We start from the raw sequence: 23,795 nt of genomic DNA, 5'->3' as shown, positions 1-23,795 counted from the left end.
CGGCGTCGCAAGGAATGCGGTACTGGTCATAACCGAGAGTGTAGTGATTTCCAGTCAGAGTGTCTAGATGACGACACAAAATGGTCTGAATCCATGCAACACGCGCTGAGCGGTAGTTGAGGATGGAATGAATCCGTGCCAATCTAGCCCGCATGGCATCCACAACGGCCCAGATTGCTTCCAAGGTCCGAGGCGTCGCCGCAGAGAACCGGTACACGCAGCAGCGTATCGCGGAGACCATCGGCGTATCCCGCGCGGCGGTCGTTGAGCGCATCAACGGCCGCGTCGCGTTCACCGCCCCCGAGATCCTGGCACTCGCTCAGGCGATGGACGTTCCGGTGTCGCGATTCTTCCCCGGCACGTCGGCGGTGGCGCCGTGAGCCCGCTCGAGCTGTTGCTGTGGGCGCTCGCGGTCATCGCGGTCATGGTGGCGCTGCTGTTGGTCGCGTTCGTCGCGCTCCTGGTCAAGGTGTTCTTCGTCCCGCGCGGTCGCGTCTCCCGGGTTCGCGAGGTGCGCTCGTGAGCGCGCTCGAAGTGTTCGGATTCGACGGCGCGGACGTGCGCGTCGTCGTGATCGAGGGCAAGCCGATGTTCGTCGGCCGCGACGTCGCGGCAGCGCTCGGCTACGCGGACACGACCAACGCTCTCAAGCAGCACTGCCGTGGGGTGGCGATTCACCACCCCATCGAGGACCGCTCCGGCCGTTCGCAACTGGTCCGCGTGATCGGTGAGTCGGATCTCCTCCGCCTGATCGCGCGGAGCCGACTCCCGCAAGCCGAGCGGTTCGAGCGGTGGGCGTTCGATGAGGTACTCCCTGAGGTAGTCCGGACCGGCTCGTACGCCCCGGCACTGTCCGAGGACGAGATCGTTCACCAGGCTCTCGCGATCACCGCCCGACGCGTCGAGGCGCTGGCCGCGCAGGTCGCGGAGCTCGAGCCGCGCGCCGAGGCGTGGGACGAGCTCGCCGACGCCGGCACGGACTACGCCGTCCGCGACGCCGCGCAGATCCTGAACCGCGCCGGCATCCAGACCGGGCCGCAGCGCCTGTTCGACACGCTCGGCGAGCTGCGCTGGATCTACCGCGGGGAGAAGCACCGCTGGACGGCGTACGCGCGCGCTGTCGACGCCGGATACATCCGGGCCCGTGCGATGCCGCCCTACGTGAACGGCGACGGCGAGCTCGTACCTGCCGCGCCCCAGATTCGACTCACCGCGCGCGGCCTCGAGCGGCTGCGTGTCCTTCTCGGATCCCTCGACCTCGCGACCGTCTGAACTCCAACACGAAAGCGGGGCGCCCGTTGCACCGGACGCCCCACAAGAGAAAGGCACTGGAATGCCTGACACCGATGGTATCGGCCTGCAGTCCATCACGATCCCGACCGACACGCTCCCGCCCGCAGTTCCGGCGCGCGAGCACGTCGCCGCCCCGGCGCCGATCCCGCCGATGGTGCGCCGCTCGCGGTGGCCGCTCGCGCCGTGGCGGGTGGTCATCGCCGGGTCCGCAGTTGCCGCGGGTGTTCCCGTCGGCATCGTCGCGGCGGCGCCGGGATGGAACGGCGCCGACCTCGCCGCGCTCATTGTCCTCGCGGCGTTCGTCGCCGCCGTCATCCCTGGGAGGAACTGACCATGACCGTCAAGCTGAGCGCCTCGCTCCCGAAGGAGTTCGACGCGAACGGGATGGAGCGCCTTCACGCGCAGCTCGTCCAGCACCCGGAGCGCCGCCATGTCGTCGTGATGATCGTCGACACGGCGCGGAAGACGATCAACTACGAGGCGGGCGGGGAGGTGACGCCGTTCGCCGGGGTGCTGTTCATCGAGCCGATCCAGGACGCCGAAGACATCGATGTCGTGACGGAGGTGATGGCGCGTGTCCGCGCCGAGCGCACCGGCGACGCGACGCTGGAGTTCGACTTCGGTGTCAAGGATCCGTTCGCGGACACCATGAAGCGGATGCGCGAGGAGGGGTTCTCGTTCAGCGTCAGCACGCCAGAGGAGCCCGCCGAGGAATCGGCGCCGGCGCCGGCGCCGATCAACGGGGACCGGGAGATGCTCGTCGAGGCTGCGAGGTTGGTCGTCACGTCCCAGTTCGCGTCGACGTCGATGCTGCAGCGCAAGCTCCGAGTCGGATTCGCGAAAGCCGGTCGACTCATGGACCTGCTCGAGCAGCACGGCGTAGTGGGGCCAGCAGACGGCGCACGAGCACGTTCGGTGCTCGTCGCAGCGTCCGACGTCGACGCGCTCCTGCAGCGCATCCGCGAGACGGAGGACGCATCGTGAGCAAGTCACTCCACGTGCTCGAGGCGCTCGTCGCCGAGGGCATCAAGAAGCAGATGACCCCGAACCGCCGCTACCTCGCCGCATCGGAGCGGAAGGCGATTGCGGAGGACGCCGCCACCGTGGCGATCGCCGCGCTCATCGACCTGACCGGCGGCCCCGACCACATCGTCGTGTCCGACGGCGAGACGTGGACGCTGCAGCACCCGCTCACGGAGCGGCTGACCGGCGACCTGTTCGACTGCGAGATCGCGCAGCATCTTGCCGCGGGCGAGCCGCTGGAGAAGGGCCGGTACACGGTCCGCACCGGCGACTTCGGGCCTGCGTTCTACCCGATCGGGGGCGCCCAGTGAGCGCGCCGAAGACGAGGAAGCGCACGGCAGGCGCGGCGCGGTTCGCCGAGGTGCCATTCGCTCCGATCGCGCCGTGCGTCGGGGAAGACGCCGCCCGCGTGCGCCGCATGATCGCGAGGAACGCACCCGTTGCGGAGCGCGCCGAGCTCGCAGCGATGCTGGGGGTGTCGGCATGACCCCGCAGATCACCGCGGCACGCATCGTCGTCCCGGAGGACGCGCCGCGCACAGTGTGGATGCTCGAGCGTGGCGAGGGCGTCACGGCGTCCGAGGTGTGGAAGGTCGCCGTCGCGACGCTGAAGGCCCGCCGCCGCATCGTCGAGGCGAAGATGAACGGGTCGACGTTCCGGGGCAACAAGGCCACCGACGCCGGCCACGCCCGTGAGGCGGCGCTGCTCGACGAGGCCGCCGAGCGGCTCGCGCACCTGACCCCGAACGAGGCCCTGTGGGCGGCCGCCGGAAACGACCTGCACCGGGCCACCCCCGACGCGATCGCGATCGACGCCGACGGCCGCCTGGTAGTGGTCGAGGTGAAGTCGCACGAGTACGGCTACAAGGGCGCCGGGATCCCGATCGACCACCTCGCGCAGGTGCTCTGGCAGATGTACGTGCTCGGCGCGGCCTACGGGCTGTACGGCACCGAGACCCGCGACGAGGACGACCAGCCCCCGCTCGAGGGCGCGACCTGGTATGTCGTCGAGCGCGACGAGGAGTTCATCGCGTGGCTGATCGAGCGCGCCGACGACTTCATCGCCTGGCGTGACGCCGGTTGCCCTGACGTCGACTTGCTGCCGGAGAAGGTCGCCGCGGCGCTCGCGAAGTGGGCGCCGTTGAAGGTCGCCCTCGACCAGGCCGTCAGGGACGAGAAGCCCGCGAAGGCGGAACTCGAGCAGGCGATCGCCGAGACCTACCCGCGCGCAGCGCGCTTCGGAGCCGTCGGCATGGGCGAGGCCGGCGGCTACCAGCAGATCATCACGACGACCGTCTCGATCGACGAGGCCGCGTGGAAGGCCGACGCCCCCGACGTGCACGCACGGGTCCAGCAGCTCCGCACCGACCTAGCCGTTCTCGAGGCAGCCGCCAAGGCCACGTACCCGCACACGAAGCGCACGGCGTCCCTGCGATTCCAGGAGGTGACCAGTGTCTGATCTGGTCGAAGTCAAGACGATCGGCGAGGTCGAGCGCATCGTGCACGCCTCCGGGATGTGGGACGGGACGGGCCCGGTCGAGTTCTCGAACGACGGGACCACCTGGGCGGAGACGTGGGCGCCGACCGAAGGGCACCCGCTGCCCGAGTTCGCGCGCGTCGAGGTGTACCGGAAGGACGTGCGGATCCCGACCCGTGCGACGATCCGCTGGGACGAGCAGATCCCGCAGGCGGACCCGTTCTGGACCGCGAAGTGGGTCGGCGCACCGATGCGCCACTTCGGACGCACGGTCCGCATGGTCGCCTTCCGGCAGACGTTCCGCGACCTGCTCGGCGACATCGCGATCGAGGATGAGGACCGCGCCCACCAGGAGCCGGCTCCCGACGTGCCGCGTGACTACGCCGCCAAGTTCGCCGCGGCCGACACCGTCGAGGCGCTCGACAAGATCGTGGCCGCAGCGCGGGCGGAGCGCGTGTTCACCCCGACACCGAAGGGCACCGCCCTGGACCGCGCGTGGAAGGCGCGCCGCCGCGAACTCACCGCCGCCGCGTGGGAACCGAAGCCGGGCGAGCAGCGCACATCGACCGGCGCGCGCCGCGCGACCGAGCGCAAGCCCGGGATGCCCCAGGACTTCCTCGCCCCGAACCGTGCGGCCCGCCGCGCCCAGGCGAAGGGACGCCGGAAGTGATCGTCGACGAGGCCTCGGGCGTGGTGCTCGAGCCGGGCACCGACGTCGAGTTGGTGACGCTGAACCTCGCCGGCCTGGACGAGGCCGAGCTGCTTGCGCTGTTCCCGACTCCGGTGCAGTGCGCTGGTGCGCTGCTGAAGGCGCGGGCATCGGTGACGCGCGCCCCCGCAGTCTTGAACAAGTACCGTACGGCGCTCGCAGCCCGGGAACGGGATCTGACGATCGCGCTCGCGAAAGCCGCCCGCGACCTGCTCGCTGACTACCCGCGCATGCCGATGACGGAACGCCGCGACCTCGCCCGCGCCGAAGCATCGGCCGTCCGCGAAGCGCAGGAGGCCCGCGACACCGCGTGGCTGCTGCTGCAGTACGCGAAGGACCGCAAGGACTCCCTCTTCGAGGACATCGGCATCCTCCGCAGCCTGAACGCCAATTTCCGAGGAGAGCACCGATGACCGCGCACCGTGGGACGAACTTCCCGACCGAGGTCGTGCTGATCTGCCAGGACTGCCCGGAACGGATCTCGATGGCCGCCACACTCGTCGACAAGGCGCGCGAAGACGCGAAGCGCGCCGCCGGCTGGTCGTCGGACGGTCGCGCCGACTACTGCCCTGAGCACACGGCGGCGCGATCATGAGCCTGCACTACGAGGACCAGGGCCTGCGCCTGTTCCACGGGTCGAACAAGGACGTGCTGCCGACGTTCGAGTCGGCATCGTTCGACGCTGTCGTCACCGATCCGCCGTACGAGCTCGGGTTCATGGGGAAGTCGTGGGACTCGTCGGGCATCGCCTACGACGTGGACCTGTGGGCCGAGTGCCTGCGGGTGCTGAAGCCGGGCGGGCATCTGCTCGCGTTCGGCGGCACGCGCACCTGGCACCGCATCGCCGCGGCGATCGAGAACGCCGGGTTCGAGATCCGTGACTCCATCGCCTGGATGTACGGGAGCGGCTTCCCGAAGTCGCGCGACGTGTCCGCGGCGATGGCCGAGTTCGAAGCGAACGGCCCCAGCGAGGTGCAGTTCAAGGACCGCCCGATCCCCGAGGGCATCTACGACGTCACCGGGTTCTTGCGCGCCGCGCGTGACAAGGCGGGGTGGTCGAACAGGCAGATCGACGCGCTGTTCGGGACCAACGGCATGTCCGGACACTGGACCTCGAACACATCCCAGCCTGCGGTCCCGTCCGAGCGCCAGTGGGCGGTCCTGAAGGAGCACCTCGGGTTCGGCGACGAGATGGACGAGCTCGCCGCGAAGCTCGGGTCGACCGAACGCCCGGAGGACTGGGGCACGGCGGAGCCGTCAGGCACATTCCTGGGCGGGCTGGCGAACAACCCGGACGCGCCGCCCGCCGGTGGATGGGGTACGGCCCTGAAGCCAGCGTTCGAGCCCGTCGTTGTGGCCCGGAAGCCGGTACTCGGATCGACGACCGCAAACGTCGCCGCCTTCGGGACCGGGGCCTTCAACATCGACGGATGCCGCGTCGGCTCGGTTCAGATGCCGAAGTACCGCGGCACGGGCATCGTCGACGGGCGCACGGGCAGCATGGCCGGCCCGAACACGATCAAGGAACAGGTGGGCGTCGTAGAGGGTCGGTTCCCTCCGAACGTCCTCCTGGACGAGTCCCAGGGGGCGACGCTTGACGCCCAGTCCGGGGCGGCCGGCGCGTCCAGGTTCTTCCCGATCTTCCGCTACGAAGCGAAGGCGCCGACGTCTGAGCGCCCCAACGTCGACGGGACCGCGCACGCCACGGTGAAGCCGCTCGATCTGATGCGGTGGCTGGTCCGCCTCGTCACGCCGCGCGGCGGCCACGTGCTCGACCCGTTCGCGGGATCCGGCACGACGGGTGAGGCCGCGCTGCTCGAGGGCATGGACGTGACGCTCATCGAGCTCGAGGAGGACCACTTGCCGCTCATCCTGCAGCGTGTCCGGAAGCCGCTGCAGCCGGCCATGTTCGGCGACTGGGAGGACGGTGCGGCATGAACGGCCCGAAGCCGCTGACGCACGCTGAGCTCGACGCCGCAGTGCGGTCTCTACATTCCGTCGGCGGAATCTATGAGCTCGTCGCGCAGTGCGTCGAGCACGACAACCGGTCCCATTGCATCGCCGGCGGTGCATCATGACCGTGTCCGTGAAGGTGAAGCGGCAGATCATTGCCCGCGACGGCGGATTCTGCTTGATGATGCTCCCCGGGTGCCTGGGTGAGGCACAGACCGCCCACCATCGGGCTAACAGAGGAGCGGGCGGCTCGAGCGTTCTCGACCATCCGGCGAACCTCTGCGCGGTGTGCACGGTCTGTAACGGCCTGGCGGAGGACGCGAACGCGATCACGCGCCTGGATCTCATCGACCGGGGCCTGCGGGTGGAGAAGGCCGCGACGAACGCCGCGACGCTGCAGCGGGCGCTCGACACGCCGGTGGAGAGCATCGACGGGGAGCGCTGGTTCCTAGTCTCAGCGACAGAACGCCGGCACGCGACGGAGGTACGGCCGTGAGGCTTGCGATCGCGGATCCGCCGTATCCGCCGCTGTTCCGGGAGCGCTTCGACCTCGCCGGCGGCGCGTCGCGGGTGACGGTCCGTTCGCGAGCTACGCGATGGTACGGCGACGGGCCGCGCTCGTCGACCGATGCGCCCCGTGCTGACCTTCACCCGGAGGCAGCGCGCTGGGATGACCTCAGCGAGCACCGGAAGTTGCTGCTGCACCTCGTGGAGAACTACGACGGCTGGGCGATCGCGACAACCCCGGATGGTCTCGGCGCGTATCACCCGCTGCCCCTCAACGCGCAGGTGATGGCCTGGTACAGGCCGACGGCGATGCCTGGTGGCGGCCGGCTGATCGAGCGGTGGGAGCCGGTGATCATCTACATCCCTGAGGAGCGGCGGACTCGCGCCGGCGCGCGTGTCTCGAACGTGCTCGTCGCGAACGCACCGTCAGCGCGCGGCGGCCGCCGCAGCTTCGTCGGATCGAAGCCGGCCGAGTGGACCCGGTGGGTGCTCGACGCGCTGGGGTACGAGCCCGGCGAGGACGCGCTCGACGGCCTGTTCCCCGGATCCGGTGCGGTCTCGGCGGCCGCGGACGGGATGCTTCCGATCGGCGGTGCGCGATGACCGAGGTGCAGCAGCTCGGTGAGAACCGAGGCGGAGGGATGACAGAGGTCGTCGCGGACTGGAAGCCGGACCGGGCGGTGACGCTCGCCGCGCTCGAGGCGATCGACCGCAAGCAGGCGGGCTCCCCGACGTGCGCTCTGTGCGGTCAGCGGGCGAACCAGCTGGACAAGTACGGGCTGTGCTCGAAGGTGAGCGACGACCACAAGGACTGGCGTGCGGACGTGCGCGCCGACAGGAAGGCAGGTGCACGATGAGGATCCTGACCGTTCGTCAGCCGTGGGCGTGGGCGATCGTTCACGGCGGCAAGGACGTCGAGAACCGCAAGACGAACATCGCCGGCGACTACAGGGGCCCGGTCGCGATCCTCGCGGCGCGCGCCGACGCCGAGAACGCGTCCGAGGACGTGTGGAAGGACCACGCCGACTTCTACCGTAAGTACTACCGCATGCGCGGCATCGTGGGCAGGACGCCAACGCTGCGCGGGCACATCATCGGCGTGGTCGACCTCGTCGACGTGCACCCGGTGGCGAACCCGCACTTCCACCCGATCTGCTACGACCTGGCTGACCCGAACGGGCTCCTCACCGCGGCCGCACGCGGTGACGGCGCCTGCTCGAGGTGGGCGCACCCGGAGGGCCGCTGGCACCTTGTGCTCGAGAACCCGCGCCCGCTCGCCGAGCCGATCCCGTACCGCGGTGCTCTGGGCCTTCGCGCGCTCGACGCCGAGATGGTGGCGCTTGTTGAGGCGGCGATCGCATGACCCGCCGACTGGTGCTGATCGTGGTCGACGCCGACGCGGTCGTGGGCATGCTCCCGGACGTGGGGCTCTCGGGCGTGCGGATGCCCGACGACGAGGAAGGCCGTCAGCGGGTGCAGGTGGTCCCGTACTTCGAGTCTGAGGAGCCGGAGGATCTGTGGTTCGAGCTCGCGTGGCACGCGGACAAGCTCGGCATCATCCACGGCGGCCCTGTCGAGGTCGAGGACGCGCCTCCGGCAGGGGAGATGCAACCGTGAGCATGCCGACGTTGGCGATGACGTATGTCGTCTGGGATCCCCGGTCCTGGACGTTGAAGGTGGGCCGTGCGTGGCGGTTCTCGCGGGTGCAGCGGTGGATCGACCGCGGCTGGGTCGTGGTGGCGTGCCAGCGCGGCACGGACGCGTCCTGGGAGCGGGAGGCGCTGCGAGTGCTGCGCCGGTGGTTCCCGGCCGCGTTCCGGTCGTGGGCGCACGCGGAGGGCGTGCTCGGCACCGGAGGCAAGGGCTACACGGAGTGCTTCACCGTGCAGCCCGAGGATCTGAATTTCGCTCTCGAGCGGTGCATCGAGGGCTTCGCGAGAGGAACCGATGTCGAACAAGCAACGCATGATCAGCGCCGCGGATCTGGAAGCGCTCGCCGGGGTGCCGGACAGCGTGAAGCCGACCGCGATGTGGCTGTGGTTGAACCTCGACCCGCTGGGGCGGGGGCTGGCGCACCCGGGGGTCATCTCCCGGCGGATGTATCCGACGCTGCGCCTGGATCCGGAGGAGGTGCTGATGCACCTGCTCGAGCTGATGGAGGCCGGGTTCCTGACGACGTATCCGGCGGACGGCGAGGAGTGGATCCTGCTGCTGCGCCCGCTGAAGTGCGACCTGCGGGACACCCGGATCAGCACACCGGAGCCGCCCGCGCACGTCTCCCACGGGAACCCCGTGGCTGTGGGGGGCGCGGGCGCGCGGGCGCGCGAGCGGGCGCGGGAGCAGGTGCGCGCGGAGGGCGCGGCGCGGGCGGACGCCTGGGACGCGGTGCAGCGCGACCGGGAGCGGGCGCCGGAGCGCCCGGAGCGCCCGGCGGTGCTGGACGCCCCGCCGATGTTCTGCGACGAGCACATGCCGGGAGGGGCGGGGAAGACGAAGTGCGGCCCGTGCCGGGATGCCCGGAACCTCCGCGACGCGTGGCTGTCGGAGAAGGTCTACGAGCAGAAGCTCGCGACGTTCTACGAGGCCCGGCCGGAGGAGGCGTGGGGCGATGAACCTTTCTGACCGGAACCGGCAGTCCCGGCTGCAGAGCGTGATCGCCCGGGTGCACCGTGCGGAGGACCGGGCGCTGGCCGAGCTGAACGCGCTCGGCTACCGGTTCCAGAGCATCGACGAGGCCGAGGAGCGCCTCGAGCTGACGTTGGCGCTTCCGGGGCTGACCGAGGACCAAATCGACATGGCCGAGTACGCGATCGCCAAGCGCCGGCAACGACGCGCGAGGAAGAGGGCAGCATCATGAGCAGCAAGACGGTCTATCTGCACCTGCGGAAGGGGCGCGGCTGGGGCAACTTCGCGGTCGTGAAGATGGCGAAGACCCGGGACGCGGCGACGCGCGACGGTGACGTCGTCTTGCCGCTGGAGATCAGCCTGCCGCCGGATTTCTTCGATCGTGCCGCGATCAGCGTCCACGTCGAGCCGATGTCCGGCGTGGGGAGGGTGCGGTGATGGCCCGCCGTTCCGAGCCGCGACAGGGCTGCCCGTACTGCAAGGGGTCCGGGGTCGTCATGGTGACGAAGGATCCTGACACCGAGATCGAGTGCCCGTGCACGGATCCGCCGCGGCGTGTGCAGCTGTCCCGCCGGCGGGGCTGGCGGAAGCCGCAGAACACGGTAATCGTGTCGCGGCCGTCGAAGTGGGGCAACCCTGTCAAGCGCGGCGATCTCTGGTGCGGCATCCCAGTTCAGACGAACACCGAGCTCGTCACCGCGTTCCGGTCGCTGTGCACGGAGAACCCGGCGTACGTGGCCGAGGTGCGCGCCCAGCTCGCCGGGAAGAACCTGGCGTGCTGGTGCCCGCTGGACCAGCCCTGCCACGCCGACGTGCTGCTCGAGATCGCGAACGGGGACGGCTGATGCCGGACATGGCCGTGCCGAAGGACACCGTCGCCGTCGTGCTGTTCACGCCGTTGGAGTCGGGTGAACTGCAGGCCTCGTACGCCGAGATCCGAGACCGGGTGCCCGTGACGCGCGAGCAGGTCATCGACGCGTTGCTTCGCCTGGCGGTCGCGATCGAGAACCAGAAGACCCAGCTTGACGACGCGGAGAGGGGCACGTGATGAGCGAGCGGTTCTGCATCCGCGGGTGCAAGCAGCGCGGCGTGCACTACGCGTCCTGCCCGGACTATGGTCTCGCTGACGCGTACGACCGGATGCTCGAGGCCGGCGTGAAGGTGCTCGTCTACCGGCCGGAGTGCCCGGGGTGTGCCGAGTCGCCGGCCCGTGATCACGCGCTGATCTGCGACCGGTGCTATGGGCGGCTCCGTGGTCTGATCGGAGATCTTCCGGACCTGATCGGCCGCCTGCGGTCGCTGGCGGATCCGACGAAGGCGACGCCAACGGACAAGACGCCGGGTGGGGGATCGTCGTCGGAGCCGATCGCCCCGGTGGATGCCGAGCTGCTGGACGCGCTGAACGACATCGTGACGACGAGGGGCGCGTGGGCGGCGTTCTGCTTCCCGAACACGCTCGAGCAGTCGCTCGACGATCTCGTGAACCACCACCAGCACGTCGAGGATCTGGGCATCGGGTTCATGGACCGCACTGAGCTCGTCGACGGGATCCGGGCGTTCTGGTCGGTCGCGGACGCCCGGGCGAAATGGGGAGCTGAGCGCCGGACGAAGACCGTGCCGTGGGTTGACGACGATGACGCCGAGGTCGTGCTCGGCACGGTGCCGGAGCAGGGCGACGCGATGTACACGCGCCAGCAGGCGGAGGACTTCGTGGGGTCGGCGCGAACGCTGCAGCGGTGGCGGCAGCTCGACCTGATCTCGCCGGTGCGCACGGTGACGATCGCCGGCGCACGGATCGCGATGTTTCGAGCGTCGGATCTGGCGCGCGTGAAGGCAGAGATGGAGTCGAAGGTCGGAAGACCACGGAAGGCGGTTCAGGGAGCATGAGCACGACGAAGACCTGTCAGCGATGCGGCGCGCCGACACCGACGCGCGACAACATCGAGGACACGACGACCTACTACGGGTTCCAGATCAAGACGCGCACCGAGACGACCGTCACGCGCACGATCCGGCTCATCATCTGGTCGATCTACGGCCGAGACTCGAAGCGCGGCCGGCGGCTGGGCGGCACCGACATCCTCAGGGCTGACGAGGAGCAGCCGCTGTGCGACGAGTGCGGCGGCCTGCTGATCGGCCGATTCATGCAGGGGCGCAGCGTGCCCGCGCTGCCCGGGAAGGAAGGACGATGACCGCGCGCGCGTGGTTGATCGTCGCGGCCTGGTGGATTCAGGGCGCGTTCGACCGGATCAAGCGGATGCACTTGGTGACGGATCCGCGCTGCGTGAAGCATCGGCCGCCGCGCCCGGGATCTGTCCTGGACCGTGCGTCACGAGGCCTGGAGTGCGAGCCGTGCATGGTGCGCCGCGCCTTCGGGCTCATCCCAGACCGCACGACTGGCACCGTGGAGGAGACGAAATGATCAAGAGTGAGACGTTCTATCGCGCTGAGTGCGATGAGCCGAAGTGCGGGAGCACGATCCCGAGCGGGGACGACGAAGAGGCGTCGCATTGGCCTCTCGCGACGGTCGAAGAGGCGTTGCGTGAGCCGCGCGAGGTCGGCGCGGGCGTCGAGGTCATCTGGTTCTACGACGGTGAGCGGACCCTGTGCCCTCGGCATCATCCCGACGCAACACCGTGCGGAACATGTGACGGGCAGGGCGCTGTGCGCGTTGACGGCCCGCCGTCGAACCTCCGTGCGGGGGTGGAATGGTCTCTGCCTCACCACTGGGAGGCGTGCCCCGAGTGCAACTGGGTCGGCTTCCATCCCGCGCCCACGGATCGCACGATTGGCGCGAGCGATGAGTAGCGGCAGCGGAGTGTGCGAGTGCTGGCGGCTCACGCCGGAAGGCTTCCACGGATCGCGGGCATGCCTGTTCTACGGGATGCACTGGTCGGAGGTTGCGGCGCTCAGAAATCGCACGAACCGGAGTGAGGAGACACGATGAGCAACGTGGAGCGATGCCCCTACTGCGGGCGGTTCATGGCGTACGAGGATTCCGCTGAGTGGGGTGAGCGATGGGTGTGCGCAGCGCAGACCGATCACATCATCGCAGACCCCGAGAGCTGGTCAGTCCTCACGTACGCGCTCGAAGGTGAGGTTGATGTCGACGGGGAGCCGCTCGGCGGTCTCGTTGGCGCTCATCGCCTGACGGAGGCGCAACTACGGACTGCGCTCGGACTCGACACAAACCGCACGAATGGGCTGGAGGAGCGATGAGCGGGCGGATCATCTTCGAACCGAAGCGGCCGACTGCGTGCGAGCGCGGGCAGTGCGCAGACAAGCCCGGAGCGGTGGGCTATCGAGACGGCACGCTTTGGCAGTGCGATGACTGCGGCGAGGTATGGGAGGTCTGGTCGGGCGCGCAGTACAACGAGGCGTTCTCGGCCTGGAAGATCAGCGATAGCCCCGCCGCCGCAGGCTTCCGGGGAGCACATAATGAACGCGCTGATCGCACGGGCGGGAGGGCCGATGCCTGAGATCCCGATGGAGCACCTGCGCGCGGCCATGCGTGCCAGGTTGGACTGCCCGGTCGACGGGTGCGACGGGCACGTGCGGATCTTGCTCACCTCGAACGCACCCGGCGACCTTCTCGTGTGGACGTGCAGCAGCGGCGAGCACGAGTGGTACGAGGACGGCGGCCCGCGCCGTGGCGTGTCCTGGGCGATCGAGGTCGAGTATGTCGAGCACGGGCCCGGGCGCTACTACGCGCGCGGCTCGGGGGAGCGGGCCGAGCCATGACCGGCCGCATGCAGGTACTCGTCGACGGGGACTGGGTCGACGTCTCGCGAACGGTGCGCGGCTTCGAGCTCGAGGAGATGACGGCGGTCGTCGATGAGGTCACCGCGCCGCCGGCGTCGTTCGAGATGAGCGTGACGGTCACCTCGGAGCACGCGGCCCACATGTTCGCGATGCTCGAGGAGGTCGACCGCCGTGCACGCGCGGAGCGCGCCCGCCGCCGCCTCTGGCTGCGCTACCCGTACCGCCACGCCGTCAGCGGCGCTCGGAAACGTGGCGGCGATTTCTGTTAAGCTGTGCTTGCACAAGATTTATGCGAAAGCCTCATCCGTTCGGGTGGGGCTTTCGTCGTTCCCGGGGAGGCGCCATGCTCGGGGCAACGTGGGAGCGCACGCTGAACGGAGCGCTCGACGAGATCAGCCGGCTGCGGACGGAGAGAGACAGCGCCGCTGCGGCTCTCGATGATCTCGTCGAGCAGCGCCCGGATCTCGAGGGCAACGAGCACCTCACGCTCGCCCGTCTCGCCTTGCTCTGAGGAGGTGGCGCGTGGCTGCTGGTGTTCCCGGTCGCTCGACCGCCGCGCACCGCAAGAACCGCGCGGACCTGAAGCAGCTGACCCGCGAACACAACCTGCCGTGCGCGCTGTGTGGCGATCCGATCGACTGCGACCTGCCGCACACGGACCCGTGGTCGTTCGCGTACGACCACATCAAGTCGATCAAGACGCACCCGGAGATCGCGGACGACCCGGCGAACGGGCAGCCCAGCCACAAGCGGTGCAACGAGAACAAGGGCGCGAACGACGCCCGCCCGGGCCTCGGCGATCCGTCCGAGGTCTGGTGACGTCCGAGAGGGAGAGATCATGGCGAACACGCAGCGCACGAAGCAGACGGCGACCGCGGCACGCCCGACGGCACCGGAGGACCAGGCCGGCGCCGATGACGGCGTGCACGTCGTCGAGGAGGGCGAGACGCTGGATGCCATCGCCGAGTCGACCGGAGTGAGCGCCGCACGCCTGCAGCGCCTGAACGGCATCAAGCGCCCGGACCTGATCTGGTCCGGCATGACGCTCCGCACGGGACGATGACGGCTGAGGGCGGCGTGGCGTCGCACCTCGCCGAGCTGCGCGGATCTGTGACGGTGGAGATCGTCGGCTTCGACGGTGCCGCGGTCGGCACGTTCGTGGTCCCGATCGCGGTGATGTCGCAGGCCGCGACGGCTGACCATCTCAGCGTGGCGGTCGGAACTCCCGAGGGTGCACTCAGCGCCGCGATCCGCGCCGCATTCGATGACGCCCTGCAGCGCGCACTCGACAACATCCCGACCGCCGAGGTCACGCCGTGGCGGGTGATCGGTGACCATGACGGCCGAGAGGCGTTCGTGCCGCTCACCCCGACCCGAACGGCCGCGTCGCGCGCCTCCTCACCGACACCATCGACCGCATCGACCCGCCGGGGGTAGGGGGGTCCAATCCCTAGGCATGGGGGGTACCGCACCCACCGGGGGGTGATCTGTCCCCCTCCGCCCGCGGTTGTCCCATGTCCCACGCTGGGAGGTGGCCGCGATGCCGATGACTCCCGAGGAACGCCGCCAGCGCGACCGTGAGCGAAAGCGCCGACAGCGCGCGAATTCCAAGGGCGAGCGCACGCTCGAGGCGCTCCCTCAGATCGGGCCGGCGAAGGGCCGCGGCCGTGGGACACAGGGTGGGACAGAGGGTGGGACATCCTCGGACGTGCCGACGAACCTGTCCGCCGCGATGGAGCTGGTCGCGGAGCTGACGATCGCGACGGCCGCGGCGCGCTACCGGGTCGCTCTGATCCTGCAGCTTGCCCGTGATCTGGACGAGCCGTCCGCGATCCCTCAGCGGTCGTCGCTGGCGGCGAAGTACACCGAGAACGTCGATGCTCTGCTCGCGATCGCGAAGCCGAAGGAGCGCGACGAGCTCGACGAGCTGCGCCGCCGCTTCTACCAGGGAGAGACCGGTGGCATCGACGACGACCCGGAAGCGCGCGGCCGCTCCTCGCGCAAGAAGGCGTAGCGCGCCGCGGCGGGTGTACGGGCACGAGTGCCCGCGTGTGTTTACCCCGCCGCGGCGTCCGCTCACGCCGAAGACGTCTGCGGGGTACGCGGCGATCCACTTCGCCGAGTGGCTGCACGACCAGCTCGCCGGCACCCGTCATGCCGAGCTCGTCCCGCCGTTGAACCCATGGCAGCGGTGGTTCCTGATCCACGCGCTCGAACTCACCCCCGACGGCGCGTACCGGTTCAAGACGGTGCTGCTGTGGGTGGCCCGCCAGAACGGGAAGACGTTCATCGCGGCGCTGCTGATCCTGTTCCGCATGGTGATGGACGGGGACGCCCAGATCCTCGGGGTCGCGCAGAAGCTCGCCACGGCCAAGAAGACGTGGAAGCACGCGCAGAAGATCATCGACGCGATTCCGCGGCTGAAGCAGGAGCGCGGCCCGCAGTCGAACACGAACGGCGAGCTGTGGTTCGAGCTGAGCGACGGGCAGAGCTACTGGGTCGACGCGGCGGACAACGGCGGCCGCGGCCTCACCTTCGACCTCGTCTTCGTCGACGAGATCCTGAAGCACAAGACGTTCAAGGCCTGGTCGGCGCTGTCGAAGACGACGGCCGCGCGGCGCCGCTCGCAGCTCATCGCCGCCGCGAACACCGGCGACATGGAAGCGGTCGTGCAGCGGTTCCTGCACAAGCAGGCGATCGACGCGATCGAAGCGAACGACGACGCGACGCCGATTGGCCTGTTCTGGTGGTCGCCGCCTCCCGGGATGCCGCTGGACACTCCCGAAGCGTGGGCGTACTCGAACCCGTCGATGAACTACAACCTCCCGCAGGAGAACCTCGCCGCGTACTGGATCAGCGACCCGCGGCCGGTGTTCGAGTCCGAGGTCGCGAACATCTTCGTCGACTCGTCGACCGGCGGCCCGTTCCAGCAGGGCATGTGGAACAAGGGCCTCGATCGGCTCTCGAAGCGCGCCGACGGCGCCGACGTCTACATCTGCGTCGAGGTGTCCCACGACCGCATGATGGCGCACATCGGCTTCGCGGCCGTGCGCGCCGACGGCGACATCCACGTCGGCATCATGGCGAGCAAGCCCGGAACCGACTGGATCGTGCCGTGGCTGACCTCACCGGAGCGGCGCTTCACGCCGGCGGGGATCACGTTCCAAACCGCCGGTGCGCCGGTGTCGTCCCTGCTCGGCGAGTTCGAGGACGCCGAGCTCGAGGTGACCCCCTGGGGCGGGCCGGATCTCGGCCGCGCGACCGGTCTCCTGCTCGATGGCGTGAACCTGTGCAAGCTGCACCACCGCCACCAGCCCCTGCTCGAGGCGGCTGCCCTGACCGCGGTGCTCAAGAAGCTCGGCGACGCGTACGTGATCGACCGGCACGCCGGCGACTACGACTCCTCGCCGCTGTCGGCCATCGCCGGCGCGCTCTGGCTGCTGAAGAACCCGCCGAAGGCACCGGAGCCGAAGATTCGCACGCTGAAGAGGAGGACACGTGGCTAAGTTCACCGACCGCGTCCGCAACGCATGGCGCAACATCGTCAAGCGTGCGCAGTCTCGCCTCCCGTCCCTGCGCGGGAGCCGCACCGCGGCCGGCGTCCTCGTCACGCCGGAGCAGTCGCTGCAGGTGATGGCCGTCCTCACGTCGGTGCGCCTCGTGGCGGAAGCGATCGCGAGCCTGCCGATCTCCGTCGTGGTGCGCCGCGGCCGTGACCGCATCCCCCCGGCAGCGAAGTACCGCGCTCTGGTGTACCTGCTCACAGTGCAGCCCAACCCGGTCATGGACGCCGCCGAGTTCTGGCGCACTGTCGTGACCTGGATGCTGATCCGCGGGAACGCCTACGTGTTCGTCCAGCGCAACGGCGCCGGCGAGGTGACCGCGCTGTGGCCGGTGCCCCCGACGGACGTGAAGGTGCTGCGCACCCCGACCGGGCACCTCGCGTACCGCCTCAGCCATGACGGCAAGGAGACGTGGCTGCCGGTCGAATCCGGCTACATCGCCACGGACCTGGAGATCCTGCACTACCGCTGGTTCGGCACCGGACCTGAGGCGCTGTCGCCCATCGGGGTCGCCCGGCAGCAGGTCGGGATTTCGGTCGCCGCGACCGCCTACATCGGCGGGTTCTTCGAGCGCGACGCCACCCCGGAGACCGTGCTGACCACGGAGAGCAACCTCTCTGACAAGCAGTGGGAACGCCTCGTCTCGCAGATGGAGGACCGGCACCAGGGGTTCGAGAACTCGCACCAGATCGCCGTGTTCGAGGGCGGCGCGAAGCTCGAGCGGGTCTCGCTCAGCCCCGCCGACGCCCAGTTCCTCGCGATCTACAAGCTCACCGAGGGCAAGATCGCGTCGATGTACGGCGTCCCGCCGCACAAGATCGGCGACCTCGAGCACGCCACCTTCTCGAACATCGAGCACCTCGGGATCGAGTTCGTGCAGGACGCGCTCCTGCCACCGATCACCAGGCTCGAGAAGGTCACCCAGCGCCTGTTCGACGACGTCGAGATGCGCCTGAAGTTCGACCCGAAGGGGCGGATGCGCGGTGACACCGCGGCGCAGACCGCCGCCTACGCGGCCGGACGCCAGTGGGGCTACTACTCCGCGAACGACGTCCGCGCGTTCGAGGACGAACCGCCCATCGACAACGGCGACACCTACCTCGAGCCGACGAACATGGTCCCCGCCGGCGCCCTCCCGGCGCAGCGCGACGGACTCCCGCCCGTGCACATCGCGCAGCTGCAGCCCACTGGGTTCCGCGCGCTGTCGCCCGCCAAGCGCACGACCAGCGACACGGCACCCGTGTGGGTGACGCGCGTCGAGGCGGCGCTGGCCGAGTTCGCGCTCGAGCAGCGAACCGCGATCGCCGGTTCGTCGTTCACGGACGACGACCGCGGGCCGTGGGACGACAAGCTCGGCGAGATCCTCGCGCCACTGCTCGCGTCTCTGGTCACCGACGTCGGCGGCCAGGAAGCCGCAACGCGTGGTGAGCAGTTCGCACCGGGGAAGGTCGAGAACTGGGTCGCGGCGGCCGCACGCAGCCACGCCAAGGCGTTCAACTCGATCACCTTCCGCGACCTGTCCACGGCCAGCGACGACGCCGCGGCACTCGACGTGTTCGCCGCCGCCGTGTCCCGCGCCGCTGACAGCGCACGTCGCATCGTCGACATCGTCGGGTCGTTCGCCCGCTTCGAGGGTGCCTCGCAGGCCGGGGCGACCGCGAAGCGGTGGATCAGCCACGACGACCAGCACGCGTCCATGCGCGGCGAGGTCGTCGCGATCACCGAGCCGTTCTCCAACGGCACCCAGTGGCCGCGAGATCTCGCGGCCGGCGCAGACGAGGTCACGGGATGCACCTGCGACCTCGCATTCGACTACAAGGAGTCGCCATGACCCGCACCTTCGAGCGCCGCGTGTTCCCGCTCTCGGACATCCAGATCCGCGCCGCGAGCGACACCGCGCAGAGCCTCACGTTCACCGGCCGCGCCGTCGTCTACGACCAGCTGTCCGAGGATCTCGGCGGATGGCAGGAGGTCGTGAAGCCCGGCGCCGCGACCCGTAGCCTCGCCGCGAAGCCGGACGTCCGGTTCCTCATCAACCACGATCCGAACCTGCTGCTCGCCCGGACCACCTCGGGCACGCTGCAGCTCGTCGAGGACGCCGAGGGAGTGCGGGTCGACGCCGAGATGGCGGACGTCTCCCACGCCCGCGACCTCGCCGTGCTCCTGGAACGTCGCGACATCACCCAGATGTCGTTCGGGTTCTGGATCGTCGCAGACGGGTGGGCCGGATCGCTGCACGAGATCCGTGAGTTCGACTTCGACGGCGGCGACGTCTCCGTGGTCACCTACCCGGCGTACACGCAGACCTCCGCCGAGCTGCGGCAGATCGCCACCGAGCGGATCGCCCAGGCCGCCGGATACCCGCTCGAACGGGCGAAGCACCGCCTGCACGAGCTCGACCTGCTGTCCCAGATCTGACAACCAAGCGTGCCCGTCCGAACGGTGCGGGACACCACCCCAACAAGGAAAGGAGCGTGGCTATGCCCACCTCTGTCGAGCTCCGCCAGGAGCGCGCTCGCACCGTCGAGGCGATGCGAGCGATCACCGAACGCGCTGAGCAGGAGAACCGCAACCTGAACTCCGAGGAGCGCGAGTCCTACGACCGCGGCGAGTCCGAGTTCCGCGACCTCTCCGAGCGCATCGACCGCCAGGAGGCGCAGGAGCGCCGCAACGCCGAGCTGGGTCAGGAGATCCACGGCAGCGACCGCGAGCCGGGCGCCGGCGGCGAGGATCAGCGTTCCGCCGATCGTCGGTCCGCGTTCCTGCGGTACGTCCGTGGCGCGACCCTCGCACCCGAGCAGCGTGCCCTCGTCGAGAACGCCGCGGGCGAGATCCTCGTCCCGGAAGACCTGGAGGCGGAGATCATCCGCGAGGTGCCGAGGATCAGCGTCATCCGCGGTCTCGCGAGCGGCCGCCCGACGACCAGCAACCGAGTCCGCCGTCGTTCCCTCGACGAGGTCGCGGTCGGCTGGGGCAAGCTCGAGACCAACGAGCAGAACCTCACCGACTCGATGCCGGGCACCCCCGAGGAGGAGTTCACCTACATCGAGGATCTCTACGGTCTCGCGAAGATCGGCGAGGACGAGCTCGATGACTCCGACGTGAACCTCGAGGCGTTCGTCCGCGACAGCTTCGCGCGCGCCGCCGCCGAGGCCGAGGACACCGCGTTCACGGTCGGCACGGGGCACACCGCGCACAAGCCGGTCGGGATCTTCTCGGTCGCGGGCGGCGTGACCAGCCTCGTGTCCGGCGCGACCGACTACTCGAGCACCGCCGCGAACGCGCCGGTCAAGTTCGTCGACGACATGAAGGCGCTGATCTACGCCGTCCCGGCGCAGTACCGCCGCAACGGCTCGTTCGTCACCTCCTCGGTGAACGAGCTGTTCCTGTCCACCATCAAGGACGGCAACGGCCAGTACCTCTGGCAGCCGTCGGTGCAGGCGGGTCGGCCGAACACGTTCCTTGGCTACGCGCTGTACAACCAGGAGGACGTCGCGAGCATCGCCGCCGACAAGGCGATCGCCGCGTTCGGTGACCTGCAGGCCGGCTATCGCGTGTACGACCGGCTCGGGATCACCGTGAAGCGCCTCGAGGAGCTGTACAGCGAGGACGGCTTCGTCGGCTTCAAGTTCCGCAAGCGCGTCGGCGGTGACGTCGTGCGCCCGCAGGCTCTGAAGCTCCTGCGCACCAAGGCCTGACCCAGGCCAAACCACGGCGGCGGCCGGACCCCATCCGGCCGCCGCCGACCCCTCGACGAAGGGAGCGCCCCGATGCCCGACCCCGAACCGGACCTGCTGCTCACCCGTGAGGAAGTGCAGGCCGTGACCACCGAGCCCCTGTCCACAGCTGAGGCCGGATCCATCGCCGAGCAGGCGACCAACGCGGTCCGCGACTATTGCGGCTGGCGTGTCGCGAAGCGCAAGGTCGAGCAGTTCACCCTCTCGTCCCGAGGTGGCGGGCTGCTCATGCTGCCGAGTCTGCACGTCGCCGGGGTGACCACGGTCGTCGAGGCCGGCGCGACGCTCACCGAGGGCGTCGACTTCGACTGGGATGCCGACGGCATCCTCGAGCGTCTCGGCCGCCGCTGGGCATCCGGCCGACGCGTCGTGACCGTCACCATCGAGCACGGCTACGACGCCTGCCCAGGTGGCATCGCACAGGCGATCGCCGCTGCCGTCGCGCGCGGCACGCTCGTCCCCGCCGGCGGGGTCGTGTCCGAAACCGCGATCGGCCAGTCTGTCACCTACGGGCGTACCGCCAGCGGCACCGCCGCCGGCGCGATGTTCGCCCCCGAGGAGCTCGCCCGTCTGGACCTGCACCGCGTCCCGGTGAGCCGATGAGACTCCGCACGCGGTTCACACCGCACACGGTTCAGGTCCGCGACTACCTCGGCTCCGGCGGCATGGGCGAACGCTACGCGGCCAGCCGCGCCGTCGCCGACGTCTGGATCGTCGACGAGCAGATCACGATCACGACGGCGGATGGGCGCGAGGTCGTGTCGAACACCCAGGTGTCCACGAACATCGACGAGATCATCCCGCTCGGGTCACTCGTCACCGTCTGGGCCGGTGAGCCCGGAGAGCGCGAAGCGAAGGTCGAACGCATCGGCGTCATCAGCCACCGGCGGCTCCCGCAGTCCCGCACCCTGTACCTCGTCTAGGGAGGCCCCGGCCGTGGACTACCAGCCGATCCTGTCGACCGTGGAGAAGGCCGCCCAAGCCGCCATGCGCAAGACCGCCGCCGAGCTGCTGAAGCGCTCGAACGAGCTCGCGCCTGCCGACGACGGAGACCTCCGCAAGTCCGGACGCGTCAAGGTCGACGACCTCGACGTGCGGGTCTACTACACGGCACCTCACGCGGTCCTGCAGCACGAGCACCTCGACTGGGCGCACCCGGACGGAGGCGGTGCGAAGTTCCTCGAGCGTGCATCCGAAGAGATCGACATCGCGGCCGCGGTCGCTGACGCAGTCCGGGAGGCCCTGAATGGATGACATCCCTTCGCTGCTCGACGAGGAGCTGACGATCACGCTGTGCGAGATCCTCGGCGCCTTGCCGACGTTCGCATATCGACCCGAGGAAGACGCCCCTCCCTACACGGAGGCTGAGGTTGGCGTGTTCTACGGGGCCATCGGCGAGGCGCCGCACCAGGCCATCGGCGTGCGCGTCTACGACGGCACCGACGACGCCCTCCACACGCGCCGAGTGCAGTTCCACACCCGAGGCAAGCCCCGCCAGCCGAATGGCGCGGACCGGCTCGCTTCCGTGCTCTTCGCGGTCCTGCAGTACCGGATCCGCGGGCGCGGGATGGTCTCGATCACCCGCATCTCGTTCGCGCCGCTCGGCGCGGACTCGAACGGCCGCGAGGAGCGGACCGACAACTACATCATCACGCTCGACAATCTGGAGGCTTCGGCATCATGAGCAACCGCGTTCCCCTTCCCGTCGGCACCACGCTCGGAAAGTCCTTCGAGTACGGGCTCGACATCAACCTCGGCACCTACGCCGCCCCGAACTGGCAGTCTGTCCGCCGCATGTCCGGCTGGCAGCCGTCCACCCCGGGCACCAGCACCGACGTCGGCACGTACGACGACCTGGGCTCCCCGAACGAGGACGTCACCGGCCGCGGGTTCGGCGCGTCGTTCACCGTCCAGGGCAACCGGTCGCTCACGACCGGCCTGTACCTCCCCGAGCTGGAAGCGCTGCTCGCCGCCGCGAAGAGCAAGATGGACGGCGCGATCGTCGACGTGCGCTGGTACCACAAGCCGGAGCTCGGCACCCCGAACCCCTACGATGCCGGCCGGGCGCTCGCGACCGTCGAGGTCACCCGCTCGAACACCGACAACCAGGGCATCGAGGTCAAGTCGATCACCCTGACCGGCAAGGGCGAGTTCGAGCCCATCGCCAACCCGTTCACGGGCTGGGCCGCCGCTGCGCCGATCATCAGTGTGGTGAGCCCCGAGGGAGCCGTCGAGGGCGACCTCGTCACCATCACCGGCTCCGGCCTGCTCGGCGCAAGCCTGGTGAAGTTCGGCACCGCGACCGCGACCGAGTACGAGGTGCTCTCGGGCGCGTCGATCCTCGCCGTCCTGCCCGCCGGCGCCGCGGGCGAGGTCGCGGTGAAGGTCACGACCCCGGGCGGCGTGTCGGCTGACTACCTGTTCACGCGCGGGGCATGAGCGCGGCCGACTTCCAGGCGTGGGCCATCCCCGATCTCGTGATCCCGCTGGGCGGACGTGACTACTCGGTCCGTCCGCCCAGCGTGGGCAACATGGGGAAGCTGCTCGCCTGCGCCGTGCGCGGCGAGATCGCGCTCGGACTCGCTGAGGGGCCCATCCCCGATGAGGTGCAGGCTGTGCTGGACACGATCAGCCCGGACGAGCACCCGGCGCTCGGCGATGTCTACCAGCAGATGGTCGACGACGGCCAGCACCCCGTCACGATCGACCGGATGGCGTACTACGCGATCTTCTACTGGGCGAAGGGCAAAGAGTACGCCGACGCTCTCGCCGAGGTGCTCTGGACCCCTCGGGAGACGGCCAAGGTGGTGGCCGCGGAGGCCCCAAAAGGCTCGTGACCGCCGAAGACTGGGCACCGTACGGCATCGGCGAACCCGATGCAGACGGATGGTACCCGGACTATCGGCCGGTCCCCGAAGCGCTCAAGCCCGCCGCCGTCACGGACACGCCGAAGCCGGAGATCGACTCCACCTGGCTGGCGATCATCCGGGAGTGGCGGATCGTCACGGCCGAGCTCGCCGAGCGGTACCGGATTGACCTGCACGACACGGCCGTTCGCGCGCGCCCCTGGCCGGGCGTGCGCACCATGATCTTCGCGCTCCTCGACGACCCGTCGTCAAGGCTGCGCGCCGTCCTGCGGAGGTGACC

45 protein-coding genes are annotated in these 23,795 nt (G+C 69.6%); all 45 read left to right on the top strand.

What is annotated here, in order from left to right; all coding sequences use genetic code 11:
• Window positions 1–152: 152 nt before the first annotated feature.
• The 45 genes from ACFWCK_RS11435 to ACFWCK_RS11215 all read left to right on the top strand — a co-directional run bounded on the left by ACFWCK_RS11435 (window position 153) and on the right by ACFWCK_RS11215 (window position 23,793).
• Window positions 153–380: a helix-turn-helix domain-containing protein gene (locus ACFWCK_RS11435; protein ID WP_378805919.1), complete on the top strand. Its 228-nt coding sequence runs from the start codon at window positions 153–155 to the stop codon at window positions 378–380.
• Window positions 377–523, top strand: a complete 147-nt coding sequence (locus ACFWCK_RS11430) for a hypothetical protein (RefSeq protein ID WP_378805918.1) — start codon at window positions 377–379, stop codon at window positions 521–523. The genes ACFWCK_RS11435 and ACFWCK_RS11430 overlap by 4 nt, the downstream gene beginning before the upstream one ends.
• Window positions 520–1,272 (top strand): phage antirepressor KilAC domain-containing protein, encoded by a 753-nt coding sequence (locus ACFWCK_RS11425; protein WP_378805917.1) that lies wholly within the window; start codon window positions 520–522, stop codon window positions 1,270–1,272. The genes ACFWCK_RS11430 and ACFWCK_RS11425 overlap by 4 nt, the downstream gene beginning before the upstream one ends.
• A 61-nt stretch (window positions 1,273–1,333) precedes the next feature.
• On the top strand, window positions 1,334–1,624 hold the full coding sequence (locus tag ACFWCK_RS11420; RefSeq protein ID WP_378805916.1) for a hypothetical protein: 291 nt from the start codon (window positions 1,334–1,336) through the stop codon (window positions 1,622–1,624).
• Window positions 1,625–1,626: 2 nt separating this feature from the next.
• Window positions 1,627–2,277: a DNA translocase FtsK gene (locus ACFWCK_RS11415; RefSeq protein ID WP_378805915.1), complete on the top strand. Its 651-nt coding sequence runs from the start codon at window positions 1,627–1,629 to the stop codon at window positions 2,275–2,277.
• Window positions 2,274–2,627: a DUF6085 family protein gene (locus ACFWCK_RS11410; protein ID WP_378805914.1), complete on the top strand. Its 354-nt coding sequence runs from the start codon at window positions 2,274–2,276 to the stop codon at window positions 2,625–2,627. The genes ACFWCK_RS11415 and ACFWCK_RS11410 overlap by 4 nt, the downstream gene beginning before the upstream one ends.
• 172 nt (window positions 2,628–2,799) lie before the next feature.
• Window positions 2,800–3,774 (top strand): hypothetical protein, encoded by a 975-nt coding sequence (locus ACFWCK_RS11405; RefSeq protein WP_378805913.1) that lies wholly within the window; start codon window positions 2,800–2,802, stop codon window positions 3,772–3,774.
• On the top strand, window positions 3,767–4,462 hold the full coding sequence (locus ACFWCK_RS11400; protein WP_378805912.1) for a hypothetical protein: 696 nt from the start codon (window positions 3,767–3,769) through the stop codon (window positions 4,460–4,462). Before ACFWCK_RS11405 ends, ACFWCK_RS11400 begins: the two co-directional genes overlap by 8 nt.
• Window positions 4,459–4,914 carry a hypothetical protein gene (locus ACFWCK_RS11395; RefSeq protein ID WP_378805911.1) on the top strand — a complete coding sequence of 152 codons (456 nt, stop codon included), beginning with the start codon at window positions 4,459–4,461 and terminating at the stop codon, window positions 4,912–4,914. The genes ACFWCK_RS11400 and ACFWCK_RS11395 overlap by 4 nt, the downstream gene beginning before the upstream one ends.
• On the top strand, window positions 4,911–5,096 hold the full coding sequence (locus tag ACFWCK_RS11390) for a hypothetical protein (protein WP_378805909.1): 186 nt from the start codon (window positions 4,911–4,913) through the stop codon (window positions 5,094–5,096). Before ACFWCK_RS11395 ends, ACFWCK_RS11390 begins: the two co-directional genes overlap by 4 nt.
• Window positions 5,093–6,439 (top strand): DNA methyltransferase, encoded by a 1,347-nt coding sequence (locus tag ACFWCK_RS11385; RefSeq protein WP_378805908.1) that lies wholly within the window; start codon window positions 5,093–5,095, stop codon window positions 6,437–6,439. Before ACFWCK_RS11390 ends, ACFWCK_RS11385 begins: the two co-directional genes overlap by 4 nt.
• Window positions 6,440–6,575: 136 nt before the next feature.
• Window positions 6,576–6,950, top strand: a complete 375-nt coding sequence (locus ACFWCK_RS11380; RefSeq protein WP_378805907.1) for a hypothetical protein — start codon at window positions 6,576–6,578, stop codon at window positions 6,948–6,950.
• On the top strand, window positions 6,947–7,564 hold the full coding sequence (locus ACFWCK_RS11375; RefSeq protein ID WP_378805906.1) for a hypothetical protein: 618 nt from the start codon (window positions 6,947–6,949) through the stop codon (window positions 7,562–7,564). Before ACFWCK_RS11380 ends, ACFWCK_RS11375 begins: the two co-directional genes overlap by 4 nt.
• Before the next feature lie 38 nt (window positions 7,565–7,602).
• Entirely contained in the window at window positions 7,603–7,818 is a 216-nt protein-coding gene (locus tag ACFWCK_RS11370) for a hypothetical protein (protein WP_378805905.1), read from the top strand.
• Window positions 7,815–8,324 (top strand): hypothetical protein, encoded by a 510-nt coding sequence (locus ACFWCK_RS11365; protein ID WP_378805904.1) that lies wholly within the window; start codon window positions 7,815–7,817, stop codon window positions 8,322–8,324. Before ACFWCK_RS11370 ends, ACFWCK_RS11365 begins: the two co-directional genes overlap by 4 nt.
• The gene (locus ACFWCK_RS11360; RefSeq protein WP_378805903.1) at window positions 8,321–8,578 is read left to right on the top strand and encodes a hypothetical protein; all 258 of its coding nucleotides are present in this window, start codon (window positions 8,321–8,323) and stop codon (window positions 8,576–8,578) included. Before ACFWCK_RS11365 ends, ACFWCK_RS11360 begins: the two co-directional genes overlap by 4 nt.
• 330 nt (window positions 8,579–8,908) lie before the next feature.
• Window positions 8,909–9,583 (top strand): hypothetical protein, encoded by a 675-nt coding sequence (locus ACFWCK_RS11355; protein ID WP_378805902.1) that lies wholly within the window; start codon window positions 8,909–8,911, stop codon window positions 9,581–9,583.
• Window positions 9,570–9,818, top strand: coding sequence for a hypothetical protein (locus ACFWCK_RS11350; RefSeq protein WP_378805901.1), 249 nt, complete (start codon window positions 9,570–9,572; stop codon window positions 9,816–9,818). The genes ACFWCK_RS11355 and ACFWCK_RS11350 overlap by 14 nt, the downstream gene beginning before the upstream one ends.
• Window positions 9,815–10,024, top strand: a complete 210-nt coding sequence (locus ACFWCK_RS11345) for a hypothetical protein (RefSeq protein WP_378805900.1) — start codon at window positions 9,815–9,817, stop codon at window positions 10,022–10,024. The genes ACFWCK_RS11350 and ACFWCK_RS11345 overlap by 4 nt, the downstream gene beginning before the upstream one ends.
• The gene (locus ACFWCK_RS11340) at window positions 10,024–10,431 is read left to right on the top strand and encodes a DUF4326 domain-containing protein (RefSeq protein ID WP_378805899.1); all 408 of its coding nucleotides are present in this window, start codon (window positions 10,024–10,026) and stop codon (window positions 10,429–10,431) included. The genes ACFWCK_RS11345 and ACFWCK_RS11340 overlap by 1 nt, the downstream gene beginning before the upstream one ends.
• Window positions 10,431–10,634, top strand: a complete 204-nt coding sequence (locus ACFWCK_RS11335; protein WP_378805897.1) for a hypothetical protein — start codon at window positions 10,431–10,433, stop codon at window positions 10,632–10,634. Before ACFWCK_RS11340 ends, ACFWCK_RS11335 begins: the two co-directional genes overlap by 1 nt.
• Window positions 10,634–11,473 (top strand): hypothetical protein, encoded by an 840-nt coding sequence (locus tag ACFWCK_RS11330; protein ID WP_378805896.1) that lies wholly within the window; start codon window positions 10,634–10,636, stop codon window positions 11,471–11,473. Before ACFWCK_RS11335 ends, ACFWCK_RS11330 begins: the two co-directional genes overlap by 1 nt.
• Window positions 11,470–11,778, top strand: a complete 309-nt coding sequence (locus ACFWCK_RS11325; RefSeq protein WP_378805895.1) for a hypothetical protein — start codon at window positions 11,470–11,472, stop codon at window positions 11,776–11,778. Before ACFWCK_RS11330 ends, ACFWCK_RS11325 begins: the two co-directional genes overlap by 4 nt.
• A complete protein-coding gene (locus tag ACFWCK_RS11320; RefSeq protein WP_378805894.1) occupies window positions 11,775–12,008 on the top strand; it encodes a hypothetical protein in 234 nt (77 codons plus the stop codon). Before ACFWCK_RS11325 ends, ACFWCK_RS11320 begins: the two co-directional genes overlap by 4 nt.
• Window positions 12,005–12,394 (top strand): hypothetical protein, encoded by a 390-nt coding sequence (locus ACFWCK_RS11315; RefSeq protein ID WP_378805893.1) that lies wholly within the window; start codon window positions 12,005–12,007, stop codon window positions 12,392–12,394. Before ACFWCK_RS11320 ends, ACFWCK_RS11315 begins: the two co-directional genes overlap by 4 nt.
• 135 nt (window positions 12,395–12,529) lie before the next feature.
• Window positions 12,530–12,805 carry a hypothetical protein gene (locus ACFWCK_RS11310; protein WP_378805892.1) on the top strand — a complete coding sequence of 92 codons (276 nt, stop codon included), beginning with the start codon at window positions 12,530–12,532 and terminating at the stop codon, window positions 12,803–12,805.
• Window positions 12,802–13,065, top strand: coding sequence for a hypothetical protein (locus tag ACFWCK_RS11305; RefSeq protein WP_378805891.1), 264 nt, complete (start codon window positions 12,802–12,804; stop codon window positions 13,063–13,065). Before ACFWCK_RS11310 ends, ACFWCK_RS11305 begins: the two co-directional genes overlap by 4 nt.
• A complete protein-coding gene (locus tag ACFWCK_RS11300) occupies window positions 13,058–13,327 on the top strand; it encodes a hypothetical protein (RefSeq protein ID WP_378805889.1) in 270 nt (89 codons plus the stop codon). Before ACFWCK_RS11305 ends, ACFWCK_RS11300 begins: the two co-directional genes overlap by 8 nt.
• Window positions 13,324–13,617 carry a hypothetical protein gene (locus ACFWCK_RS11295; protein ID WP_378805888.1) on the top strand — a complete coding sequence of 98 codons (294 nt, stop codon included), beginning with the start codon at window positions 13,324–13,326 and terminating at the stop codon, window positions 13,615–13,617. The genes ACFWCK_RS11300 and ACFWCK_RS11295 overlap by 4 nt, the downstream gene beginning before the upstream one ends.
• A gap of 74 nt (window positions 13,618–13,691) precedes the next feature.
• Window positions 13,692–13,859 (top strand): hypothetical protein, encoded by a 168-nt coding sequence (locus ACFWCK_RS11290; RefSeq protein ID WP_378805887.1) that lies wholly within the window; start codon window positions 13,692–13,694, stop codon window positions 13,857–13,859.
• Between the two features lie 11 nt (window positions 13,860–13,870).
• Window positions 13,871–14,167 carry an HNH endonuclease gene (locus ACFWCK_RS11285; protein WP_378805885.1) on the top strand — a complete coding sequence of 99 codons (297 nt, stop codon included), beginning with the start codon at window positions 13,871–13,873 and terminating at the stop codon, window positions 14,165–14,167.
• A gap of 19 nt (window positions 14,168–14,186) precedes the next feature.
• Window positions 14,187–14,411: a LysM peptidoglycan-binding domain-containing protein gene (locus ACFWCK_RS11280; RefSeq protein ID WP_378805884.1), complete on the top strand. Its 225-nt coding sequence runs from the start codon at window positions 14,187–14,189 to the stop codon at window positions 14,409–14,411.
• Window positions 14,408–14,785, top strand: a complete 378-nt coding sequence (locus ACFWCK_RS11275; RefSeq protein WP_378805883.1) for a hypothetical protein — start codon at window positions 14,408–14,410, stop codon at window positions 14,783–14,785. The genes ACFWCK_RS11280 and ACFWCK_RS11275 overlap by 4 nt, the downstream gene beginning before the upstream one ends.
• Window positions 14,786–15,056: 271 nt before the next feature.
• Window positions 15,057–15,362, top strand: coding sequence for a hypothetical protein (locus tag ACFWCK_RS11270; RefSeq protein ID WP_378805882.1), 306 nt, complete (start codon window positions 15,057–15,059; stop codon window positions 15,360–15,362).
• A 37-nt stretch (window positions 15,363–15,399) separates the two neighbouring features.
• The gene (locus ACFWCK_RS11265) at window positions 15,400–16,854 is read left to right on the top strand and encodes a terminase large subunit domain-containing protein (RefSeq protein WP_378805881.1); all 1,455 of its coding nucleotides are present in this window, start codon (window positions 15,400–15,402) and stop codon (window positions 16,852–16,854) included.
• Complete coding sequence (locus ACFWCK_RS11260; RefSeq protein ID WP_378805879.1) at window positions 16,847–18,742, top strand: phage portal protein; 1,896 nt, start codon at window positions 16,847–16,849, stop codon at window positions 18,740–18,742. The genes ACFWCK_RS11265 and ACFWCK_RS11260 overlap by 8 nt, the downstream gene beginning before the upstream one ends.
• On the top strand, window positions 18,739–19,329 hold the full coding sequence (locus ACFWCK_RS11255; RefSeq protein ID WP_378805877.1) for an HK97 family phage prohead protease: 591 nt from the start codon (window positions 18,739–18,741) through the stop codon (window positions 19,327–19,329). The genes ACFWCK_RS11260 and ACFWCK_RS11255 overlap by 4 nt, the downstream gene beginning before the upstream one ends.
• Before the next feature lie 62 nt (window positions 19,330–19,391).
• The gene (locus ACFWCK_RS11250) at window positions 19,392–20,609 is read left to right on the top strand and encodes a phage major capsid protein (RefSeq protein ID WP_378805876.1); all 1,218 of its coding nucleotides are present in this window, start codon (window positions 19,392–19,394) and stop codon (window positions 20,607–20,609) included.
• A 72-nt stretch (window positions 20,610–20,681) separates the two neighbouring features.
• Window positions 20,682–21,251 carry a hypothetical protein gene (locus ACFWCK_RS11245; RefSeq protein WP_378805875.1) on the top strand — a complete coding sequence of 190 codons (570 nt, stop codon included), beginning with the start codon at window positions 20,682–20,684 and terminating at the stop codon, window positions 21,249–21,251.
• Window positions 21,248–21,571, top strand: a complete 324-nt coding sequence (locus ACFWCK_RS11240) for a hypothetical protein (RefSeq protein ID WP_378805874.1) — start codon at window positions 21,248–21,250, stop codon at window positions 21,569–21,571. The genes ACFWCK_RS11245 and ACFWCK_RS11240 overlap by 4 nt, the downstream gene beginning before the upstream one ends.
• Before the next feature lie 13 nt (window positions 21,572–21,584).
• Window positions 21,585–21,902, top strand: coding sequence for an HK97 gp10 family phage protein (locus ACFWCK_RS11235; protein ID WP_378805873.1), 318 nt, complete (start codon window positions 21,585–21,587; stop codon window positions 21,900–21,902).
• Window positions 21,895–22,332, top strand: a complete 438-nt coding sequence (locus ACFWCK_RS11230; protein WP_378805872.1) for a minor capsid protein — start codon at window positions 21,895–21,897, stop codon at window positions 22,330–22,332. Before ACFWCK_RS11235 ends, ACFWCK_RS11230 begins: the two co-directional genes overlap by 8 nt.
• Window positions 22,329–23,087 (top strand): phage tail tube protein, encoded by a 759-nt coding sequence (locus ACFWCK_RS11225; protein WP_378805871.1) that lies wholly within the window; start codon window positions 22,329–22,331, stop codon window positions 23,085–23,087. Before ACFWCK_RS11230 ends, ACFWCK_RS11225 begins: the two co-directional genes overlap by 4 nt.
• Entirely contained in the window at window positions 23,084–23,485 is a 402-nt protein-coding gene (locus tag ACFWCK_RS11220; RefSeq protein WP_378805870.1) for a hypothetical protein, read from the top strand. The genes ACFWCK_RS11225 and ACFWCK_RS11220 overlap by 4 nt, the downstream gene beginning before the upstream one ends.
• Window positions 23,482–23,793, top strand: coding sequence for a hypothetical protein (locus ACFWCK_RS11215; RefSeq protein WP_378805869.1), 312 nt, complete (start codon window positions 23,482–23,484; stop codon window positions 23,791–23,793). The genes ACFWCK_RS11220 and ACFWCK_RS11215 overlap by 4 nt, the downstream gene beginning before the upstream one ends.
• Window positions 23,794–23,795: the final 2 nt, after the last annotated feature.

Origin of the sequence: Microbacterium sp. NPDC060117, assembly GCF_042729315.1 — a bacterium.
Lineage (GTDB): Bacteria > Actinomycetota > Actinomycetes > Actinomycetales > Microbacteriaceae > Microbacterium.
The sequence above is the reverse complement of the archived record's forward strand: the minus strand, read 5'-3'. Positions and strand labels throughout refer to the sequence as shown.

What these genes read in the sequence shown, in the direction of transcription:
- ACFWCK_RS11335 (WP_378805897.1), top strand. Translation starts at nt 10,431, where the DNA reads ATGCCGGACATGGCCGTGCCGAAGGACACCGTCGCCGTCGTGCTGTTC.
- ACFWCK_RS11415 (WP_378805915.1), top strand. Translation starts at nt 1,627, where the DNA reads ATGACCGTCAAGCTGAGCGCCTCGCTCCCGAAGGAGTTCGACGCGAAC.
- ACFWCK_RS11240 (WP_378805874.1), top strand. Translation starts at nt 21,248, where the DNA reads ATGAGACTCCGCACGCGGTTCACACCGCACACGGTTCAGGTCCGCGAC.
- ACFWCK_RS11250 (WP_378805876.1), top strand. Translation starts at nt 19,392, where the DNA reads ATGCCCACCTCTGTCGAGCTCCGCCAGGAGCGCGCTCGCACCGTCGAG.
- ACFWCK_RS11380 (WP_378805907.1), top strand. Translation starts at nt 6,576, where the DNA reads ATGACCGTGTCCGTGAAGGTGAAGCGGCAGATCATTGCCCGCGACGGC.
- ACFWCK_RS11290 (WP_378805887.1), top strand. Translation starts at nt 13,692, where the DNA reads ATGCTCGGGGCAACGTGGGAGCGCACGCTGAACGGAGCGCTCGACGAG.
- ACFWCK_RS11355 (WP_378805902.1), top strand. Translation starts at nt 8,909, where the DNA reads ATGTCGAACAAGCAACGCATGATCAGCGCCGCGGATCTGGAAGCGCTC.
- ACFWCK_RS11220 (WP_378805870.1), top strand. Translation starts at nt 23,084, where the DNA reads ATGAGCGCGGCCGACTTCCAGGCGTGGGCCATCCCCGATCTCGTGATC.
- ACFWCK_RS11305 (WP_378805891.1), top strand. Translation starts at nt 12,802, where the DNA reads ATGAGCGGGCGGATCATCTTCGAACCGAAGCGGCCGACTGCGTGCGAG.
- ACFWCK_RS11245 (WP_378805875.1), top strand. Translation starts at nt 20,682, where the DNA reads ATGCCCGACCCCGAACCGGACCTGCTGCTCACCCGTGAGGAAGTGCAG.
- ACFWCK_RS11360 (WP_378805903.1), top strand. Translation starts at nt 8,321, where the DNA reads ATGACCCGCCGACTGGTGCTGATCGTGGTCGACGCCGACGCGGTCGTG.
- ACFWCK_RS11295 (WP_378805888.1), top strand. Translation starts at nt 13,324, where the DNA reads ATGACCGGCCGCATGCAGGTACTCGTCGACGGGGACTGGGTCGACGTC.
- ACFWCK_RS11280 (WP_378805884.1), top strand. Translation starts at nt 14,187, where the DNA reads ATGGCGAACACGCAGCGCACGAAGCAGACGGCGACCGCGGCACGCCCG.
- ACFWCK_RS11370 (WP_378805905.1), top strand. Translation starts at nt 7,603, where the DNA reads ATGACAGAGGTCGTCGCGGACTGGAAGCCGGACCGGGCGGTGACGCTC.
- ACFWCK_RS11255 (WP_378805877.1), top strand. Translation starts at nt 18,739, where the DNA reads ATGACCCGCACCTTCGAGCGCCGCGTGTTCCCGCTCTCGGACATCCAG.
- ACFWCK_RS11340 (WP_378805899.1), top strand. Translation starts at nt 10,024, where the DNA reads ATGGCCCGCCGTTCCGAGCCGCGACAGGGCTGCCCGTACTGCAAGGGG.
- ACFWCK_RS11315 (WP_378805893.1), top strand. Translation starts at nt 12,005, where the DNA reads ATGATCAAGAGTGAGACGTTCTATCGCGCTGAGTGCGATGAGCCGAAG.
- ACFWCK_RS11275 (WP_378805883.1), top strand. Translation starts at nt 14,408, where the DNA reads ATGACGGCTGAGGGCGGCGTGGCGTCGCACCTCGCCGAGCTGCGCGGA.
- ACFWCK_RS11310 (WP_378805892.1), top strand. Translation starts at nt 12,530, where the DNA reads ATGAGCAACGTGGAGCGATGCCCCTACTGCGGGCGGTTCATGGCGTAC.
- ACFWCK_RS11230 (WP_378805872.1), top strand. Translation starts at nt 21,895, where the DNA reads ATGGATGACATCCCTTCGCTGCTCGACGAGGAGCTGACGATCACGCTG.
- ACFWCK_RS11420 (WP_378805916.1), top strand. Translation starts at nt 1,334, where the DNA reads ATGCCTGACACCGATGGTATCGGCCTGCAGTCCATCACGATCCCGACC.
- ACFWCK_RS11345 (WP_378805900.1), top strand. Translation starts at nt 9,815, where the DNA reads ATGAGCAGCAAGACGGTCTATCTGCACCTGCGGAAGGGGCGCGGCTGG.
- ACFWCK_RS11300 (WP_378805889.1), top strand. Translation starts at nt 13,058, where the DNA reads ATGCCTGAGATCCCGATGGAGCACCTGCGCGCGGCCATGCGTGCCAGG.
- ACFWCK_RS11365 (WP_378805904.1), top strand. Translation starts at nt 7,815, where the DNA reads ATGAGGATCCTGACCGTTCGTCAGCCGTGGGCGTGGGCGATCGTTCAC.
- ACFWCK_RS11330 (WP_378805896.1), top strand. Translation starts at nt 10,634, where the DNA reads ATGAGCGAGCGGTTCTGCATCCGCGGGTGCAAGCAGCGCGGCGTGCAC.
- ACFWCK_RS11350 (WP_378805901.1), top strand. Translation starts at nt 9,570, where the DNA reads ATGAACCTTTCTGACCGGAACCGGCAGTCCCGGCTGCAGAGCGTGATC.
- ACFWCK_RS11435 (WP_378805919.1), top strand. Translation starts at nt 153, where the DNA reads ATGGCATCCACAACGGCCCAGATTGCTTCCAAGGTCCGAGGCGTCGCC.
- ACFWCK_RS11225 (WP_378805871.1), top strand. Translation starts at nt 22,329, where the DNA reads ATGAGCAACCGCGTTCCCCTTCCCGTCGGCACCACGCTCGGAAAGTCC.
- ACFWCK_RS11405 (WP_378805913.1), top strand. Translation starts at nt 2,800, where the DNA reads ATGACCCCGCAGATCACCGCGGCACGCATCGTCGTCCCGGAGGACGCG.
- ACFWCK_RS11385 (WP_378805908.1), top strand. Translation starts at nt 5,093, where the DNA reads ATGAGCCTGCACTACGAGGACCAGGGCCTGCGCCTGTTCCACGGGTCG.
- ACFWCK_RS11325 (WP_378805895.1), top strand. Translation starts at nt 11,470, where the DNA reads ATGAGCACGACGAAGACCTGTCAGCGATGCGGCGCGCCGACACCGACG.
- ACFWCK_RS11390 (WP_378805909.1), top strand. Translation starts at nt 4,911, where the DNA reads ATGACCGCGCACCGTGGGACGAACTTCCCGACCGAGGTCGTGCTGATC.
- ACFWCK_RS11320 (WP_378805894.1), top strand. Translation starts at nt 11,775, where the DNA reads ATGACCGCGCGCGCGTGGTTGATCGTCGCGGCCTGGTGGATTCAGGGC.